The organism is Streptomyces sp. B93 (assembly GCF_018070565.1).
In the GTDB taxonomy this organism is placed as follows: domain Bacteria; phylum Actinomycetota; class Actinomycetes; order Streptomycetales; family Streptomycetaceae; genus Streptomyces.
Window position 1 is genome coordinate 49564 of sequence record NZ_JAGPXL010000001.1, and the last position, 13748, is coordinate 63311.

General features: G+C 70.5%; 13 protein-coding genes. 8 read left to right on the forward strand and 5 right to left on the reverse strand.

The features are described from left to right. Nucleotides 1-3: 3 nt before the first annotated feature. On the reverse strand, nt 4-852 hold the full coding sequence (locus tag KBY47_RS00240) for a transporter substrate-binding domain-containing protein (RefSeq protein ID WP_210918756.1): 849 nt from the start codon (nt 850-852) through the stop codon (nt 4-6). Between the two features lie 177 nt (nt 853-1029). Between KBY47_RS00240 and KBY47_RS00245 the strand changes: the two genes are divergently transcribed. The 5 genes from KBY47_RS00245 (at nt 1030) to thpD (ending at nt 5700) form a co-directional block, all read left to right on the forward strand. After that, nucleotides 1030-2133: an aminotransferase class V-fold PLP-dependent enzyme gene (locus KBY47_RS00245; protein ID WP_210918757.1), complete on the forward strand. Its 1104-nt coding sequence runs from the start codon at nt 1030-1032 to the stop codon at nt 2131-2133. Between the two features lie 340 nt (nt 2134-2473). Then, nucleotides 2474-2992 carry a diaminobutyrate acetyltransferase gene (gene ectA / locus KBY47_RS00250; RefSeq protein WP_210918758.1) on the forward strand — a complete coding sequence of 173 codons (519 nt, stop codon included), beginning with the start codon at nt 2474-2476 and terminating at the stop codon, nt 2990-2992. A gap of 77 nt (nt 2993-3069) precedes the next feature. Further along, a complete protein-coding gene (gene ectB, locus KBY47_RS00255) occupies nt 3070-4353 on the forward strand; it encodes a diaminobutyrate--2-oxoglutarate transaminase (protein WP_210918759.1) in 1284 nt (427 codons plus the stop codon). A 35-nt stretch (nt 4354-4388) separates the two neighbouring features. Continuing rightward, a complete protein-coding gene (locus KBY47_RS00260) occupies nt 4389-4787 on the forward strand; it encodes an ectoine synthase (RefSeq protein ID WP_210918760.1) in 399 nt (132 codons plus the stop codon). Between the two features lie 7 nt (nt 4788-4794). Beyond that, complete coding sequence (thpD, locus tag KBY47_RS00265; protein ID WP_210918761.1) at nt 4795-5700, forward strand: ectoine hydroxylase; 906 nt, start codon at nt 4795-4797, stop codon at nt 5698-5700. A 58-nt stretch (nt 5701-5758) separates the two neighbouring features. Here thpD and KBY47_RS00270 read toward each other — a convergent pair whose 3' ends face one another. The 3 genes from KBY47_RS00270 to KBY47_RS00280 form a co-directional block, all read right to left on the reverse strand. Then, nucleotides 5759-6844 (reverse strand): aminotransferase class V-fold PLP-dependent enzyme, encoded by a 1086-nt coding sequence (locus tag KBY47_RS00270; RefSeq protein ID WP_210918762.1) that lies wholly within the window; start codon nt 6842-6844, stop codon nt 5759-5761. A 60-nt stretch (nt 6845-6904) separates the two neighbouring features. After that, nucleotides 6905-7621, reverse strand: coding sequence for a DsbA family oxidoreductase (locus tag KBY47_RS00275; protein ID WP_210918763.1), 717 nt, complete (start codon nt 7619-7621; stop codon nt 6905-6907). A gap of 136 nt (nt 7622-7757) precedes the next feature. Then, the gene (locus KBY47_RS00280) at nt 7758-9287 is read right to left on the reverse strand and encodes an aldehyde dehydrogenase (NADP(+)) (RefSeq protein ID WP_210918764.1); all 1530 of its coding nucleotides are present in this window, start codon (nt 9285-9287) and stop codon (nt 7758-7760) included. 121 nt (nt 9288-9408) lie between these two features. Here KBY47_RS00280 and KBY47_RS00285 point away from each other — a divergent pair, with 121 nt between their 5' ends. From KBY47_RS00285 to KBY47_RS00295, 3 genes are all read left to right on the forward strand, one after another. Continuing rightward, entirely contained in the window at nt 9409-10182 is a 774-nt protein-coding gene (locus KBY47_RS00285; RefSeq protein ID WP_210918765.1) for an IclR family transcriptional regulator, read from the forward strand. A 5-nt stretch (nt 10183-10187) separates the two neighbouring features. Next, nucleotides 10188-10658, forward strand: a complete 471-nt coding sequence (locus KBY47_RS00290) for a GNAT family N-acetyltransferase (protein WP_210918766.1) — start codon at nt 10188-10190, stop codon at nt 10656-10658. 88 nt (nt 10659-10746) lie between these two features. Continuing rightward, entirely contained in the window at nt 10747-12204 is a 1458-nt protein-coding gene (locus KBY47_RS00295) for a penicillin-binding protein 2 (RefSeq protein WP_210918767.1), read from the forward strand. A 9-nt stretch (nt 12205-12213) separates the two neighbouring features. On the opposite strand, the gene KBY47_RS00300 is transcribed toward KBY47_RS00295, so the two are convergent. Next, complete coding sequence (locus KBY47_RS00300; RefSeq protein ID WP_210918768.1) at nt 12214-13671, reverse strand: NCS2 family permease; 1458 nt, start codon at nt 13669-13671, stop codon at nt 12214-12216. Nucleotides 13672-13748: the final 77 nt, after the last annotated feature.

The window sequence follows — 13748 nt, forward strand, 5'->3', positions numbered from 1 at the left end:
GGGTCAGGACGCGGCCGGGGAGGCGGCGGCGTCCTCGTCGTACGGGCCGATCCACTGCTCGTACAGCTCCTTGTAGGTGCCGTCGGCCTTGGCGTCGGCGAGCGCCTTGTTGATGGCCTCGCGGAGCTTGTCGTTGCCCTTCTTCACCGTGAAGCCGTACTGCTCGCCGGTGTTGATCTGCTCGGCGACCTCGAAGGCGTCGGCGTTGGCCTGGTCCTTGAGCCAGCCCTGGACGACCGGGTAGTCGATGACGACGGCGTCGACCTGGCCGGTGCGCAGGCCGTTGAGGACGGCGTCGGAGGACTCGAAGGAGACCGGGTCGAGGCCCTGGCTCTTGGCGTAGTCCTCGCCGGTGGTCTGCGCCTGGGCGCCGACCTTCTTGCCCTTGAGGTCGGCGAAGGAGGCGATGCCGCTGTCCTTGTCGGCCAGCACGGCCTGGGTGGCCTCGAAGTAGGGGTCGGAGAAGTCGACGTTCTTCTTGCGCTCGTCGGTGATGGTCATCCCGGCCGCGGCCAGGTCGCACTCGCCGGAGTTGAGGAAGGCGCCGGTCTTGAAGTTCTCGAACGGGGTGTCGAGGATCTCCTGCTGCACCCCGAGGTCGTCGGCGACCAGGTCGATCAGGGCGACGTCGAAGCCCTGGACCTTGCCGTCGATCTCCGACTGGAAGGGCGGGTAGGGCAGGTGGGTGCAGGTGGTGAGCTGACCGCCCTTGACCAGTTCGACCCCGCCGGCGGCGGTCTTGCCGGCGCCGCCGCCGTCGTCGTCCGAGGAGCAGCCGGCCACGAGAACCAGCCCGGCCGTCGCGGTGGTGGCGGCCAGAACGCGGGCCCGGCGCCCAAGGAGCGTGATCACGGGGGACCTCCTGTGCAGAAACTGTGGGTTCCGATTATAAGGAGATGTTTGGGTTCCTCAAATTAAACCGATGGTCTCGGGGCCGCCCGGCCTAAGAAGTCGCCAGTGGTGGGGGTTGGCACGGCCTGACCTAAGCTCGGCAGCGACCGTCCCGCCGCACCCGGAGAGAGCACCGCCGTGACGCACCCCTTCCTGGACCTGGCCCCGCTGACCGCCGAGCGCTTCGCCTCGATCGAGGACCGGGTGGCCCGGCTGCTCGGCACCGCGCAGGACGTGGTGGTCATGCAGGGTGAGGCGCTGCTGCCGCTGGAGGGCGCGATCCGCGCCACGGCCGGTCCCGGCACCACCGCGCTGAACGTGATCACCGGCCCCTACGGGCAGACCTTCGGCGACTGGCTGCGGGACTGCGGGGCGACGGTGATCGACCTGGCGGTGCCCTTCCACACGGCGGTCACCGCGCAGCAGATCCGGGAGGCCTTCGCCGAGCACCCGGAGATCGACTTCGTCTCCCTGGTGCACGCGGAGGCGGCGACCGGGAACACCAACCCGGTCGCGGAGATCGGCGCGGTGGTACGGGAGCGGGGCGCCCTGTTCTACCTGGACGCCGTGGCCTCGGTCGGGGCCGAGCCGGTGCTGCCGGACGCGTGGGGCGTGGACCTGTGCGTGATCGGGGCGCAGAAGGCGATGGGCGGTCCGGCGGGCGTCTCGGCGGTGTCGGTGAGCGAGCGGGCGTGGGCGCGGATGGCGGCGAACCCGAGGGCGCCGCGCCGGTCGTACCTGTCGCTGCTGGACTGGCGGGAGCGCTGGATCGACGGTGGCCGCCGGGTGCTGCCGCACGCGCCCGCCCAGCTGGAGATGCTGGCGCTGGAGGCGTGTGTGGCGCGGATCGAGGCGGAGGGCCCGGACGCGGTGATGGCCCGGCACGCGCGCGCCGCCGCGGCGACCCGGGCTGGTGCGCTGGCCCTGGGCGGCGGTCTGGAGCCGTATGTGCACGAGGCGGCGCAGGCGGCGCCGGTCGCCACGACCCTGCGGGCGCCGTCCGGCACGGTCGCCGCGGAGCTGGTCGCACGGGCGCTGGCGGCCGATCCGGCGCTGCCGCTGGCGGCCGGGGGCGGCGCGCTGGCCAAGGAGATGATCCGGGTCAACCACTACGGCGCCGACGCCACGCCGGGCGCGGTGCGGGGCTGTCTGGTGGCGCTGGGGGCGGCGCTGGCCCAGGGGGGTCTTCAGGTGGACCCGGGTGCGGCGCTGCGGGCCGCCGGGGAGAGCTGGCACGGATGACGGTTTCCTGAATTCCTGACCTTCACCGGATTCCACAATCCCCAATTCCATAATTCTACGGAGCGTAGCTTCCCGTATTCTTCTGCCCGCTTTTCTCCGGCCTAAACACAAAGATTTCGCTAACCCCAAGCGACATAATTCGGGCGCGTCTCACAAGGGTTACGCGTTTGTGACTCGTCACACAAGTGCGTCCGATTTGCGATGTATTTACGGGCCAAATCACCCCATAACCCCCAGCGTCTGAGTGATCACTCGCGCCCGCGTGATAACACATCGGGCCACGGGACCCAAGGGTTCGCAGCCATGCAATTTCAGTTTTCTCTCGGTAAATTCAATTCGCATGACTGCCGCGCAAGCCGACCTGCACATCGATCGCCCGGAGGTGGCCGACGGGGCCGCTCTCTGGCGGCTCGCCAAGGAATCCGGAAGCCTCGACCTCAACTCGTCGTACGCCTATCTGCTCTGGTGCCGTGACTTCGCCGGCACCTCGGCCGTGGCCCGCGGGGACGACGGGCGGCCGGTCGGCTTCGTCACCGGGTACGTGCGTCCGGACCGCCCCGGCACCCTGCTGGTGTGGCAGGTGGCCGTCGACGCCGCGTACCGCGGCCGGGGTCTCGCGGCACGGCTGCTGGACGCGCTGACCGCCCGGGTCGCCGCCGAGCGGGACCTCACCGCCGTCGAGACCACCATCACGCCCGGCAACACCGCGTCCGAGCGGCTGTTCACCTCCTTCGCCGCACGGCACGGCGCCCGCGTGGAGCGCGAGGTGCTGTTCGCCACCGACCAGTTCCCGGACGGACCGCACGACCCCGAGGTCCTGTACCGCATCGGCCCGCTGACCGACCTGCCGAACCACTGACCGATCAGTCGAACTCTGTCCGACCACTCGCACCATCCGTATCGCAGGCCCACTGTCGCACCGAGGAGCGATTCGCCGTGACCATCACCCAGCCCGACCTGAGCGTCTTCGAGACCCTGGAGTCCGAGGTGCGCAGCTACTGCCGAGGCTGGCCCGCCGTCTTCGACCGCGCCCAGGGCAGCCGTATGTACGACGAGGACGGCCACGAGTACCTCGACTTCTTCGCCGGAGCCGGTTCCCTGAACTACGGCCACAACAACGCCGTCCTCAAACGCGCCCTGATCGACTACCTGGAGCGCGACGGCGTCACCCATGGCCTCGACATGTCGACGACCGCCAAGCGCCGCTTCCTGGAGACCCTCCAGAACCTGGTGCTGCGCCCCCGTGACCTGCCGTACAAGGTCATGTTCCCGGGCCCGACCGGCACCAACGCCGTGGAGTCCGCGCTGAAGCTGGCGCGCAAGGTCAAGGGGCGCGAGGCCATCGTGTCCTTCACCAACGCCTTCCACGGGATGTCGCTGGGCTCCCTCGCGGTCACCGGCAACGCCTTCAAGCGGGCCGGGGCGGGCATCCCGCTGGTGCACGGCACGCCGATGCCGTTCGACAACTACTTCGACGGGCAGGTCCCGGACTTCCTGTGGTTCGAGCGGCTCCTGGAGGACCAGGGCTCCGGCCTGAACAAGCCCGCCGCCGTGATCGTGGAGACCGTGCAGGGCGAGGGCGGCATCAACGTCGCCCGCCCGGCGTGGCTGCGGGCGCTGGCCGAGCTGTGCGAGCGCCAGGACATGCTGCTGATCGTCGACGACATCCAGATGGGCTGCGGCCGTACCGGCGCCTTCTTCTCCTTCGAGGAGGCCGGCATCACGCCCGACATCGTCACCGTCTCCAAGTCCATCAGCGGTTACGGCCTGCCGATGTCGCTGTGCCTGTTCAAGCCCGAGCTGGACATCTGGGAGCCGGGCGAGCACAACGGCACCTTCCGCGGCAACAACCCGGCGTTCGTCACCGCGACGGCCGCGCTGGAGATGTACTGGACCGACGGCTCCGCCATGGAGAAGCAGACCCGCGCCCGCGGCGAGCAGGTCGAGCAGGCCATGATCGCCATCACCGAGGAGAACCTCGCGGACGTCAAGGAGTACCGCGGCCGGGGCCTGGTGTGGGGCATGGAGTTCCACGACAAGGACCGCGCCGGACGCGTCGCGCAGCGCGCCTTCGAACTCGGGCTGCTGGTGGAGACCTCCGGCCCGGAGAGCGAGGTGGTCAAGCTGCTGCCCGCCCTGACCATCACCCCGGACGAACTGGACGAGGGCCTGCGCACGCTGGCCCGTGCCGTCCGGGAGACCGCACCGACCACCGCCTGAGAGACCAGCACCACCTGAGGAGGCATCGCAACACCGTGATCGTCCGATCCTTCAAGGACATCGAAGGCACCGACCGGCACGTCAAGTCCGCGTCCGGGACCTGGGAGAGCAAACGCATCGTCCTCGCCAAGGAGAAGGTCGGCTTCTCCCTGCACGAGACGATCCTCTACGCGGGCACCGAGACGTCCATGTGGTACGCCAACCACATCGAGGCCGTCGTGTGCACCAAGGGCGAGGCCGAACTGACCGACCGTGAGACCGGGAAGACGTACACGATCACTCCCGGGACCATGTACCTCCTGGACGGGCACGAGCGGCACACGCTGCGCGTGAAGGAGGACTTCCACTGCATCTGCGTCTTCAACCCGCCCGTCACCGGGCGTGAGGACCACGACGAGAACGGCGTCTACCCCCTGCTCACCGAGGAGGTGTGAGTCCCCAGTGACCACCACGACCACGAACACCACCGTCACCGACCTCTACCCCAGCCGGGGCACCGCCGAGGTGAAGATCCCCCGCAAGGACCCCGTCGTCTGGGGCGCCCCGGGCACGCCGGGCCCGATCGCCGGGACCGACCTGGAGTCGTTCGACCGTGACGGCTTCCTCGCCATCGAGGACCTGATCACCGACGACGAGGTCAAGGTCTACCGCGACGAGCTGAACCGGCTGATCGCCGACCCGGCGATCCGCGCCGACGAGCGGTCGATCATCGAGCCGAAGTCGCAGGAGATCCGCTCGGTCTTCGAGGTGCACAAGATCAGTGAGCTGTTCGCCTCGCTGGTGCGCGACGAGCGGGTCGTCGGCCGCGCCCGGCAGATCCTCGGCTCGGACGTGTACGTCCACCAGTCCCGGATCAACGTCAAGCCGGGCTTTGGGGCCAGCGGCTTCTACTGGCACTCGGACTTCGAGACCTGGCACGCCGAGGACGGTCTGCCGAACATGCGCACGGTGTCCGTCTCGATCGCGCTGACCGAGAACTTCGACACCAACGGCGGCCTGATGATCATGCCGGGGTCGCACAAGACCTTCCTGGCCTGCGAGGGCGCCACCCCGAAGGACAACTACAAGAAGTCGCTCCAGATGCAGGACGCGGGCACACCGTCCCACGAGGCGCTGACCGAGATGGCGGGCGACTACGGCATCAAGCTGTTCACCGGCCGCGCCGGTTCGGCGGTGTGGTTCGACTGCAACTGCATGCACGGCTCCGGCGACAACATCACACCGTTCCCGCGCAGCAACGTCTTCATCGTGTTCAACAGCGTGGAGAACCAGGCCGTGGAGCCCTTCGCGGCCCCGGTCCGGCGGCCGGAGTTCATCGGCGCACGGGACTTCACCCCGGTGAAGTAGGCCGTGCGCAGCGGGCGGGCCCCGTCACCACCACCGGTGACGGGGCCCGCCCGCGCGCTCAGCCGGACAGCGCGTCCAGCAGCCGGTCCACGTCGGCCGGGGTGTTGTACAGGTGGAACGCGGCCCGCAGATTGCCCGCCCGGTCGGACACCTCGATGCCCGTGCCGCTGAGCGCGGACTGCCGGTGGCCGAGCCCCGGCACCGACACGATCGGCGATCCGGGCGCGGGCACCGGCGCGTGCCCGAGCGCGACGAGCCCCGCCCGGAACCGCTCGGCCAGCGCCAGGTCGTGCTCCCGTACGGCGGCCACGCCGATCTCCTCCAGCAGGGCGAGGGAACGGCGGGCACCGGCGTAGGAGAACAGGGCGGGGCTCTCGTCGAACCGGCGGGCGGAGCGGGCGAGTTCCTCGACCGGGCCGTAGCAGCTGTCCCAGGGCTCCTCGCCCGCCACCCACCCGGCGAACACCGGCGACAGTCCGCCCAGGTCGCCGGGGACGGTCAGGAAGGTCACCCCGCGCGGGCAGAACAGCCACTTGAAGGCGACGGCGGCGGTGTAGTCGTAGGCGTCCGCGTCGAAGTCCAGCCAGCCCACGGCCTGGGAGGCGTCCACATAGGTGCGCGCCCCGTGCGCTCGGGCCGCCTCCCGGATCGCGGGCAGGTCGGCGATCCGGCCGTCCGCGGACTGGGCGGCGCTCACCGCGACCAGGGCCGTACCCGGCCGCACCGCCTCGGCGACCCGCTCCAGCGGAACGGTGCGCACCTTGAGGTCGGAGCGGACGTGGAAGGGGTTCACCACCGAGCTGAAGTCGCCCTCCGCGGTGAGGACTTCGGCGCCCTCGGGCAGTCCGGCGGCGATCAGCCCCGAGTACACGGCGACCGACGCCCCGGCCGCCACCCGGTCCACCGGCACGCCGGTCAGCCGGGCGTAGGACGCCCGGGACTCCTCGACGTCGGTGAGCATGTCCGTGGGCCGCCCCACGGCCGCCGCCTCCACCGCCGTACGCATCGCGGTGACGGTACGCGCGGGCAGCAGCCCGGTGCTCGCGGTGTTCAGGTACGTGGTCTTCGGGGTGAACTCGGCGCGGACCAGGCTCTCGAAGGTCTCCATGGGTCCACTGTGCTGCCCGCCCGGACCCTCGTCCATTGCGAATATTTACGTGGTTCCGCTAAGGAGCCCTTATACGTCCGCGCCGACCTGCGGCTTTCAGCCGCGCTGCGGCACCGCGCACCCGTCGGGCCCGCAGGCGTCCGCGTCGCCCTGGTCGATCAGGGTCAGCGGCGAGCGCTCACCCCACGCCTGCGCCAGCGCCCGTCCGAAGACCTCGGCGGGCTGGGCACCGGAGACGCCGTACTTGCGGTCGAGCACGAAGAACGGGACCCCGGTGGCCCCGAGCTGGGCGGCCTCCCGCTCGTCGGCCCGGACGTCGTCGGCGTACGCGCCGGGGTCGGCGAGCACCCCGCGGACGCCGTCCGCGTCGAGCCCGACGGCCACGGCGATCTCCACCAGCCGCTCGTCGTCGCCGAAGAGCGACCGCTCCTCGGCGAAGTTGGCCTGGTAGAGCGCCTGCAACAGCTCGGCCTGGCGGCCCTGCTCCTTGGCGTGGTGCAGCAGCCGGTGCATGTCGAAGGTGCCGCCGGTGTCCCGCCCGCGCGTGCGGTACGCCAGCCCCTCGGCGGCGGCCTGCGCGCCCACGTTGTCCTCGGCCCCCTGGGCCTGCGCCTCGCTCATGCCGTACTTCTTGGCGAGCATGCCGAGCACGGGCTGGACGTCGTCCTTGGCCCGCCCGGGGTCCAGCTCGAACGACCGGTGCACGACCTCGACGTGTTCCCGGTGCGGGAAGCCCGCCAGCGCCTTCTCGAAGCGGGCCTTCCCCACGTAACACCAGGGACAGGCGATGTCGCTCCAGATTTCGACGCGCATGACGGGGGCCTCACTCCAGGGGGTACACGGATTTACGTGAACCTTAAAACACCCCGAGCTATTCCCACCCCAGGGGCGCGGGGAACTGCGCGAGCAACCCCCCACGACCCGCACCCGGCAAACCACCGAAACCCGGCTACCGCTCCAACCGCCCATTGAACCTACGCGGCAACCCCAACGGGTTGTCATCCCGCAGCTCCGCCGGCAACAACGCCTCCGGCGCGTTCTGGTACGCCACCGGCCGCAGCCACCGCTCGATCGCCGTCCCGCCCACCGACGTGGACGTCGAGGTCGTCGCCGGGTACGGCCCCCCGTGATGCTGCGCGGGCGCCACCGCCACCCCCGTCGGCCACGAGTTGACCAGTACCCGCCCGGCCAGCGGCGTCAGCTCGGCCAGCAGCTCGGGGCCCCGCCCCGCACCGGCCGCCTCCTCGGAGGAGAGGTGCACCGTCGCGGTGAGGTTCCCCGGCAGCCGCGACAGCACCGCCTTGGCCTCCGCCTCGTCGGCGTAGCGGGCGACGACGGTCACCGGCCCGAAGCACTCCTCCAGGAGCAGGTCGTACTCGCCCTCCTCGGCCAGCTTCTCGGCCGGAACGCTGAGGAACCCCGCGCTGACGGTGTGCTCGCCGCCCGCGCCGGGCGTGACCGGGGACTCCACCCCGGGCAGCCGGGTGCGCTCGGCGATCCCGGCGAGGAAGTTGTCCCGCATCCGGTGGTCGAGCAGGACGCCCGCGTCGGTGTCGCTGACCGCGTCGGTCAGGGACTTCAGCAGCCGGTCACCGGCCGCGCCCTGCGGGGCGAGGACGAAACCGGGCTTGACGCAGAACTGGCCGACGCCGAGGGTCATGGACCCGGCGAGCCCGCCGCCGATCTGCTCGGCGCGCTCGGCCGCCGCGGCCTCGGTGATCAGCACCGGGTTGAGGGAGCCCAGCTCGCCGTGGAAGGGGATCGGGACCGGGCGGGCGGCGGCCGCGTCGAAGAGGGCGCGCCCGCCCCGTACGGAGCCGGTGAACCCGGCCGCGGCGACCAGCGGATGCCTGATCAGCTCGACGCCCGCCTCGAAGCCGTGCACCAGGCCGACGACGCCCTCGGGGACGCCGTGCTCGGCGGCGGCGGTGCGCAGCACCTTGGCGACCAGCTCGGAAAGGGCCGGGTGGTCGGGGTGGGCCTTGACGACGACCGGGCAGCCCGCGGCGAGCGCGCTCGCGGTGTCGCCGCCCGCGACGGAGAAGGCGAAGGGGAAGTTGGAGGCGGAGTAGACGGCGACGACCCCGAGCGGCACCTTGTAGCGGCGCAGGTCCGGGATCGGCGGGGTGGCGGTGTCGTCGGGGTGGTTGATGACGACGTCGAGGAAGGCGCCCTCGTCGACGATGTCGGCGAAGGCCCGCAGCTGGTAGCAGGTGCGGGCGAGTTCGCCGGTGAGGCGGACCGGGCCGAGCGCGGTCTCGGCGTCGGCGGCCTCGACGAGCTGGTCCTTCGCGGCCTCCAGCCGGTCGGCGGCGGTGCGCAGGAAGGCGGCGCGGACGGTGCGGTCGGTCAGTGCGGACCGGGCGTCGTGCGCGGCGCGGACGGCGGTGTCCACCTCCTGGGCCGTGGCCTCCACCGCAACCTGTTCACGCTGCTTCCCGGTTCGGGGGTCGACACTCCAGACTGGTGCTGCTGCCACCGCGGGTCCCTCCACGTATAACTGGGTCACCCACCAGGGGCGTTCGATATACTGAACGCTGTCTCTGATGGTGAATATGCTGTTGGAGACTATTTCCCGTCCAAGGAAGGGGTCAAGGGCGATGTCGGTCGGCGAGACGGGGGGCGGCGCGCAGGTCAAGTCCGCGGTCCGGACGGTGGAACTGCTCGAGTACTTCGCCGGACGCCCCGGCATGCACTCCCTCGCGGCGGTCCAGGAGGCCGTCGGATACCCCAAGTCCAGCCTCTACATGCTGCTGCGCACGCTGGTGGAGCTGGGCTGGGTGGAGACCGACGCGACGGGCACGCGGTACGGCATCGGCGTACGGGCCCTGCTGGTCGGCACCTCCTACATCGACGGCGACGAGGTGGTCGCGGTCGCCCGGCCCACCCTGGACCGGCTCTCCGACGACACCACCGAGACCATCCACCTGGCCCGGCTGGACGGCACCAACGTCGTCTACCTCGCCACCCGCCAGTCGCAGCACTACCTGCGCCCCTTCACCCGCGTCGGCCGCCGCCTGCCCGCTCACTCCACGTCCCTGGGCAAGGCGCTGCTCAGCACCCACACCGACGAACAGGTCCGCAAGATGCTGCCGGAGACGCTGCCCGCGCTGACCGAGCACACCATCACCGACCGGGAGAAGCTCATCGAGGAGCTGCACCAGGTCCGGGAGCAGGGCTTCGCCGTGGACCGCGAGGAGAACACGCTGGGGCTGCGCTGCTTCGGCGTGGCCATCCCCTACCGCACCCCGGCCCGGGACGCGATCAGCTGCTCGATCCCGGTGGCCCGGCTCACACCCGCCCATGAGCAGATGGTGAAGGACGCCCTCTTCGACGCCCGCGACCGGCTCACTCTCGCCACCCGGAGGCTCTGAACAGCATGCACATCGCGCTGCGCGAGGTACACGACAGCGACCTGCCGGTGTTCTTCCGGCAGATGAACGACCCGGAGGCGCTGAGGATGGCCGCCTTCACCGCGAAGGACCCGGCCGACCGGGAGGCATTCGACGCCCACTGGGCGCGCATAAGGGCCTCCGGCGACGTGGTGCGGACCGTGCTGGCCGACGGTGACGTGGTGGGCAGCGCGGCGGTGTACGGGAGGCCGGGCGAGCGCGAGGTCACGTACTGGATCGACCGCGCCTACTGGGGGCGCGGCATCGCCACCGCCGCCCTGCGGCACCTGCTGGCCGAGGTCCCCGACCGTCCGCTGTACGCCCGCGCGGCGGCGGACAACGCCGGGTCGCTGCGGGTGCTGGAGCGCTGCGGCTTCCGGGTGACCGCGCACGCCACGGGGTTCGCGCAGGCGCGCGGCGAGGAGATCGCCGAGGTCGTGCTGCACCTGGAGGGCTGACGCCCCTTTTCCCGCCCTTCATGAACATCCGATGAGAAGGGGGCCGGACGGGAACGATCCGGTCGGGGCCGCTCGTCTTCGGTGCGGGATGAACAAGACGATCAGGCGCGCCTCGGTCTTCACGCTGCTCCTGGTGTTCGCACTGCTGGTGCGGGCGACCTGGGTGCAGTTCTACGAAGGCCAGGCCCTCGCGGACGACAGGAACAACCGGCGGAACGCGATCGAGACGTACGCGGCCCCGCTCGGCGACATCATCGTGGCCGGTGACGCGGTCACCGGCTCGGCCCGGACCTCGGGCGGCGACCTCGCGTACAAGCGCACGTACACCGACGGCGAGCTGTACGCGGCGGTGACGGGCTACGCCTCGCAGGCGTACGCGCCCACCCAGCTGGAGGGCATCTACGCGGACCTGCTCAACGGCACGGACACCCGGCTGAAGACGGTCATGGACACCCTCACCAACCAGCGGGCCGACCCGGGTGATGTGGTCACGACCATCGACCCGGACGTCCAGAAGGCGGCGTACGAGGCGCTGGGCGACAAGAAGGGCGCGGCCGTCGCAATCGACCCGTCGACGGGCCGCATCCTCGGTGTGGTGTCGACACCGTCGTACGACCCGTCCTCGCTGACCGACGCCAACACCGCCGGGTCGGCCTGGCAGCGGCTCAACGCCGACGAGGACAAGCCGCTGACCAACCGCGCCCTGCGCCAGCCGCTGCCGCCGGGCTCCACGTTCAAGCTGGTGGTGGCGGCCGCCGCCCTGGAGGACGGGCTGTACGGCTCGGTGGACGAGAAGACCGACAGCCCGGACCCGTACACCCTGCCGGGCACCACCCGGGTGCTGTCCAACGAGAACCCGGACGCCCCGTGCGAGGACGCCACGATCCGTACGGCGCTCCAGTACTCGTGCAACAACGTCTTCGGGAAGATGGCCGTCGACCTCGGCGAGGACAAGGTCCGGGCGATGGCGGAGCGGTTCGGGTTCAACGACGACGAGCAGGACGTGCCGGTGCGCGCGTACGAGAGCGTGTACCCCTCCGGCATGGACGAGGCGCAGACCGCGCTGACCGGCATCGGCCAGTTCGACGTCACCGCGACGCCGCTCCAGATGGCCATGGTGTCGGCCGCCCTCGCCAACGGGGGTGAGCTGGTCTCGCCGCACATGGTGTCGCGGATCACCGACAGCGACGGCGATGTGCTGGAGGACTACGACGACGGGGCCTCGTCGAAGGAGATCGTCAGCTCCGCCACCGCCGAGCAGCTGACGTCGGCGATGCGCACGGTCGTCGACGAGGGCACGGGGTCGAACGCGCGGATCGCCGGGGCCGAGGTGGGCGGCAAGACGGGCACCGCCCAGCACGGTGAGAACAACGGCAAGACGCCGTACGCCTGGTTCACCTCCTACGCGAAGTCGGACAGCTCGGACAAGCAGGTCGCCGTCGCGGTGGTCGTCGAGCAGTCGGACGCGGCCCGCTCCGAGGTCAGCGGCAACGGTCTGGCCGCCCCCGTGGCCAAGGCCATGATGGAGGCGGCACTCGACGGCTGACGGGCCGGTTCACTTCACTCCGAGGAGCTGTTCGATCGGGTCGATGGCGAAGTAGACCAGGAACAGCGCGGAGGCGCCCCACAGCAGCCAGTGGACGTCCTTCGCCTTGCCGAGGACCGTCTTGATCAGGACGTAGGCGAGGAAACCGGCGCCGATGCCGTTGGTGATCGAGTACGTGAACGGCATCACGGCGATGGTGAGGAACGCCGGGATGGCGATCTCGTAGCGGTCCCAGTCGATGGACTTGACCTGGGTCATCATCAGGAAGCCGACGGCGACCAGGGCGGGGGCGGCGGCCTGGAGGGGGACGATGGTCAGCAGCGGGGTGAAGAGCAGGGCGAGGGCGAAGAGCGAGCCGGTGACGAGGTTGGAGAAGCCGGTGCGGGAGCCCTCGCCGACCCCGGCGGCCGACTCGATGTAAGAGGTGGCCGACGACGCGGAGGCCGCGCCGCCCGCGACGGCCGCGGCGCCGTCGATCAGCAGTACCCGGCTCAGGCCCGGCACCCTGCCCTTCTCGTCGAGCAGTCCGGCCTCGGCGCTGATGCCGACGACGGTGCCCATGGTGTCGAAGAAGTCGGACAGGATCAGCGTGAAGACCAGCAGGACGACGGTGATGACGCCGACCTCCGGCTCGCCGAACGCGCCGAAGAGGCTGAACTCTCCGATCAGCCCGAAGTCGGGGCTGTCGACGACCTTGTCCGGCCACTCGGGCGTCGTCAGGCCCCAGCTCTTGATGTCGGCGATCGAGTTGATGGCGATCGCGACGAGCGTCATGGTGACGATGCTGATCAGGATGGCGCCCTTGACCTTGCGGGCGAGCAGCCCGATGGTCAGCAGCACGCCGACGCAGAAGACCAGGATGGGCCAGCCGGTGAGGGTGCCGGTGCCGCCGAGCTGAACCGGCACGGTGGTGTTGGCCGCGTCGGGGATACGGCTGACGAACCCGGCGTCGACGAAGCCGATGAGGGCGATGAACAGGCCGATGCCGACGCTGATCGCCTGCTTCAGCGACTGCGGGATGGCGTGCATGACGGCCTCGCGCAGCCCGGTCACCACCAGGACGCAGATCAGCAGCCCTTCGAGGACGATCAGGCCCATCGCGTCGGCCCAGCTCATCAGCGGGGCGATCTGGAAGGCGACGACGGCGTTGAGGCCGAGTCCGGCGGCGAGGGCGATGGGCAGATTGCCGCCGACGCCCATGATGACGGTCATCACGGCGGCCACCAGGGCGGTGGCGGTGGTGAGTTGGACGGCGTCCAGCTGCTGGCCGTACTTGTCCTCGGCGCTGCCCAGGATGATGGGGTTCAGGACAAGGATGTAGGCCATCGTGAAGAACGTGGCGAAGCCGCCGCGTATCTCCCGGGCGAACGTGGATCCCCGCTCGGATATCTTGAAGTACCGGTCGACGCCGTTCGCCGCTGGTGGCTGGGGACTTGGCCGGTCGGCCACCTGCTGCGTGTCTGCCATGGGGACGCTCCCTGGTGCCTGAAGTGATCAGTGTGCGGATGCTGGCTGGATTGTTCCCTCGCTGAACCGGTTTCAGG

Excerpts from the sequence above, each read along its gene's own strand:
- ectA (WP_210918758.1), top strand. The coding sequence starts at position 2,474 with ATGACTGCCGCGCAAGCCGACCTGCACATCGATCGCCCGGAGGTGGCC.
- KBY47_RS00270 (WP_210918762.1), bottom strand. The coding sequence starts at position 6,844 with ATGGACGAGGGTCCGGGCGGGCAGCACAGTGGACCCATGGAGACCTTC.
- KBY47_RS00275 (WP_210918763.1), bottom strand. The coding sequence starts at position 7,621 with ATGCGCGTCGAAATCTGGAGCGACATCGCCTGTCCCTGGTGTTACGTG.
- KBY47_RS00285 (WP_210918765.1), top strand. The coding sequence starts at position 9,409 with ATGTCGGTCGGCGAGACGGGGGGCGGCGCGCAGGTCAAGTCCGCGGTC.
- KBY47_RS00290 (WP_210918766.1), top strand. The coding sequence starts at position 10,188 with ATGCACATCGCGCTGCGCGAGGTACACGACAGCGACCTGCCGGTGTTC.
- KBY47_RS00295 (WP_210918767.1), top strand. The coding sequence starts at position 10,747 with ATGAACAAGACGATCAGGCGCGCCTCGGTCTTCACGCTGCTCCTGGTG.
- KBY47_RS00300 (WP_210918768.1), bottom strand. The coding sequence starts at position 13,671 with ATGGCAGACACGCAGCAGGTGGCCGACCGGCCAAGTCCCCAGCCACCA.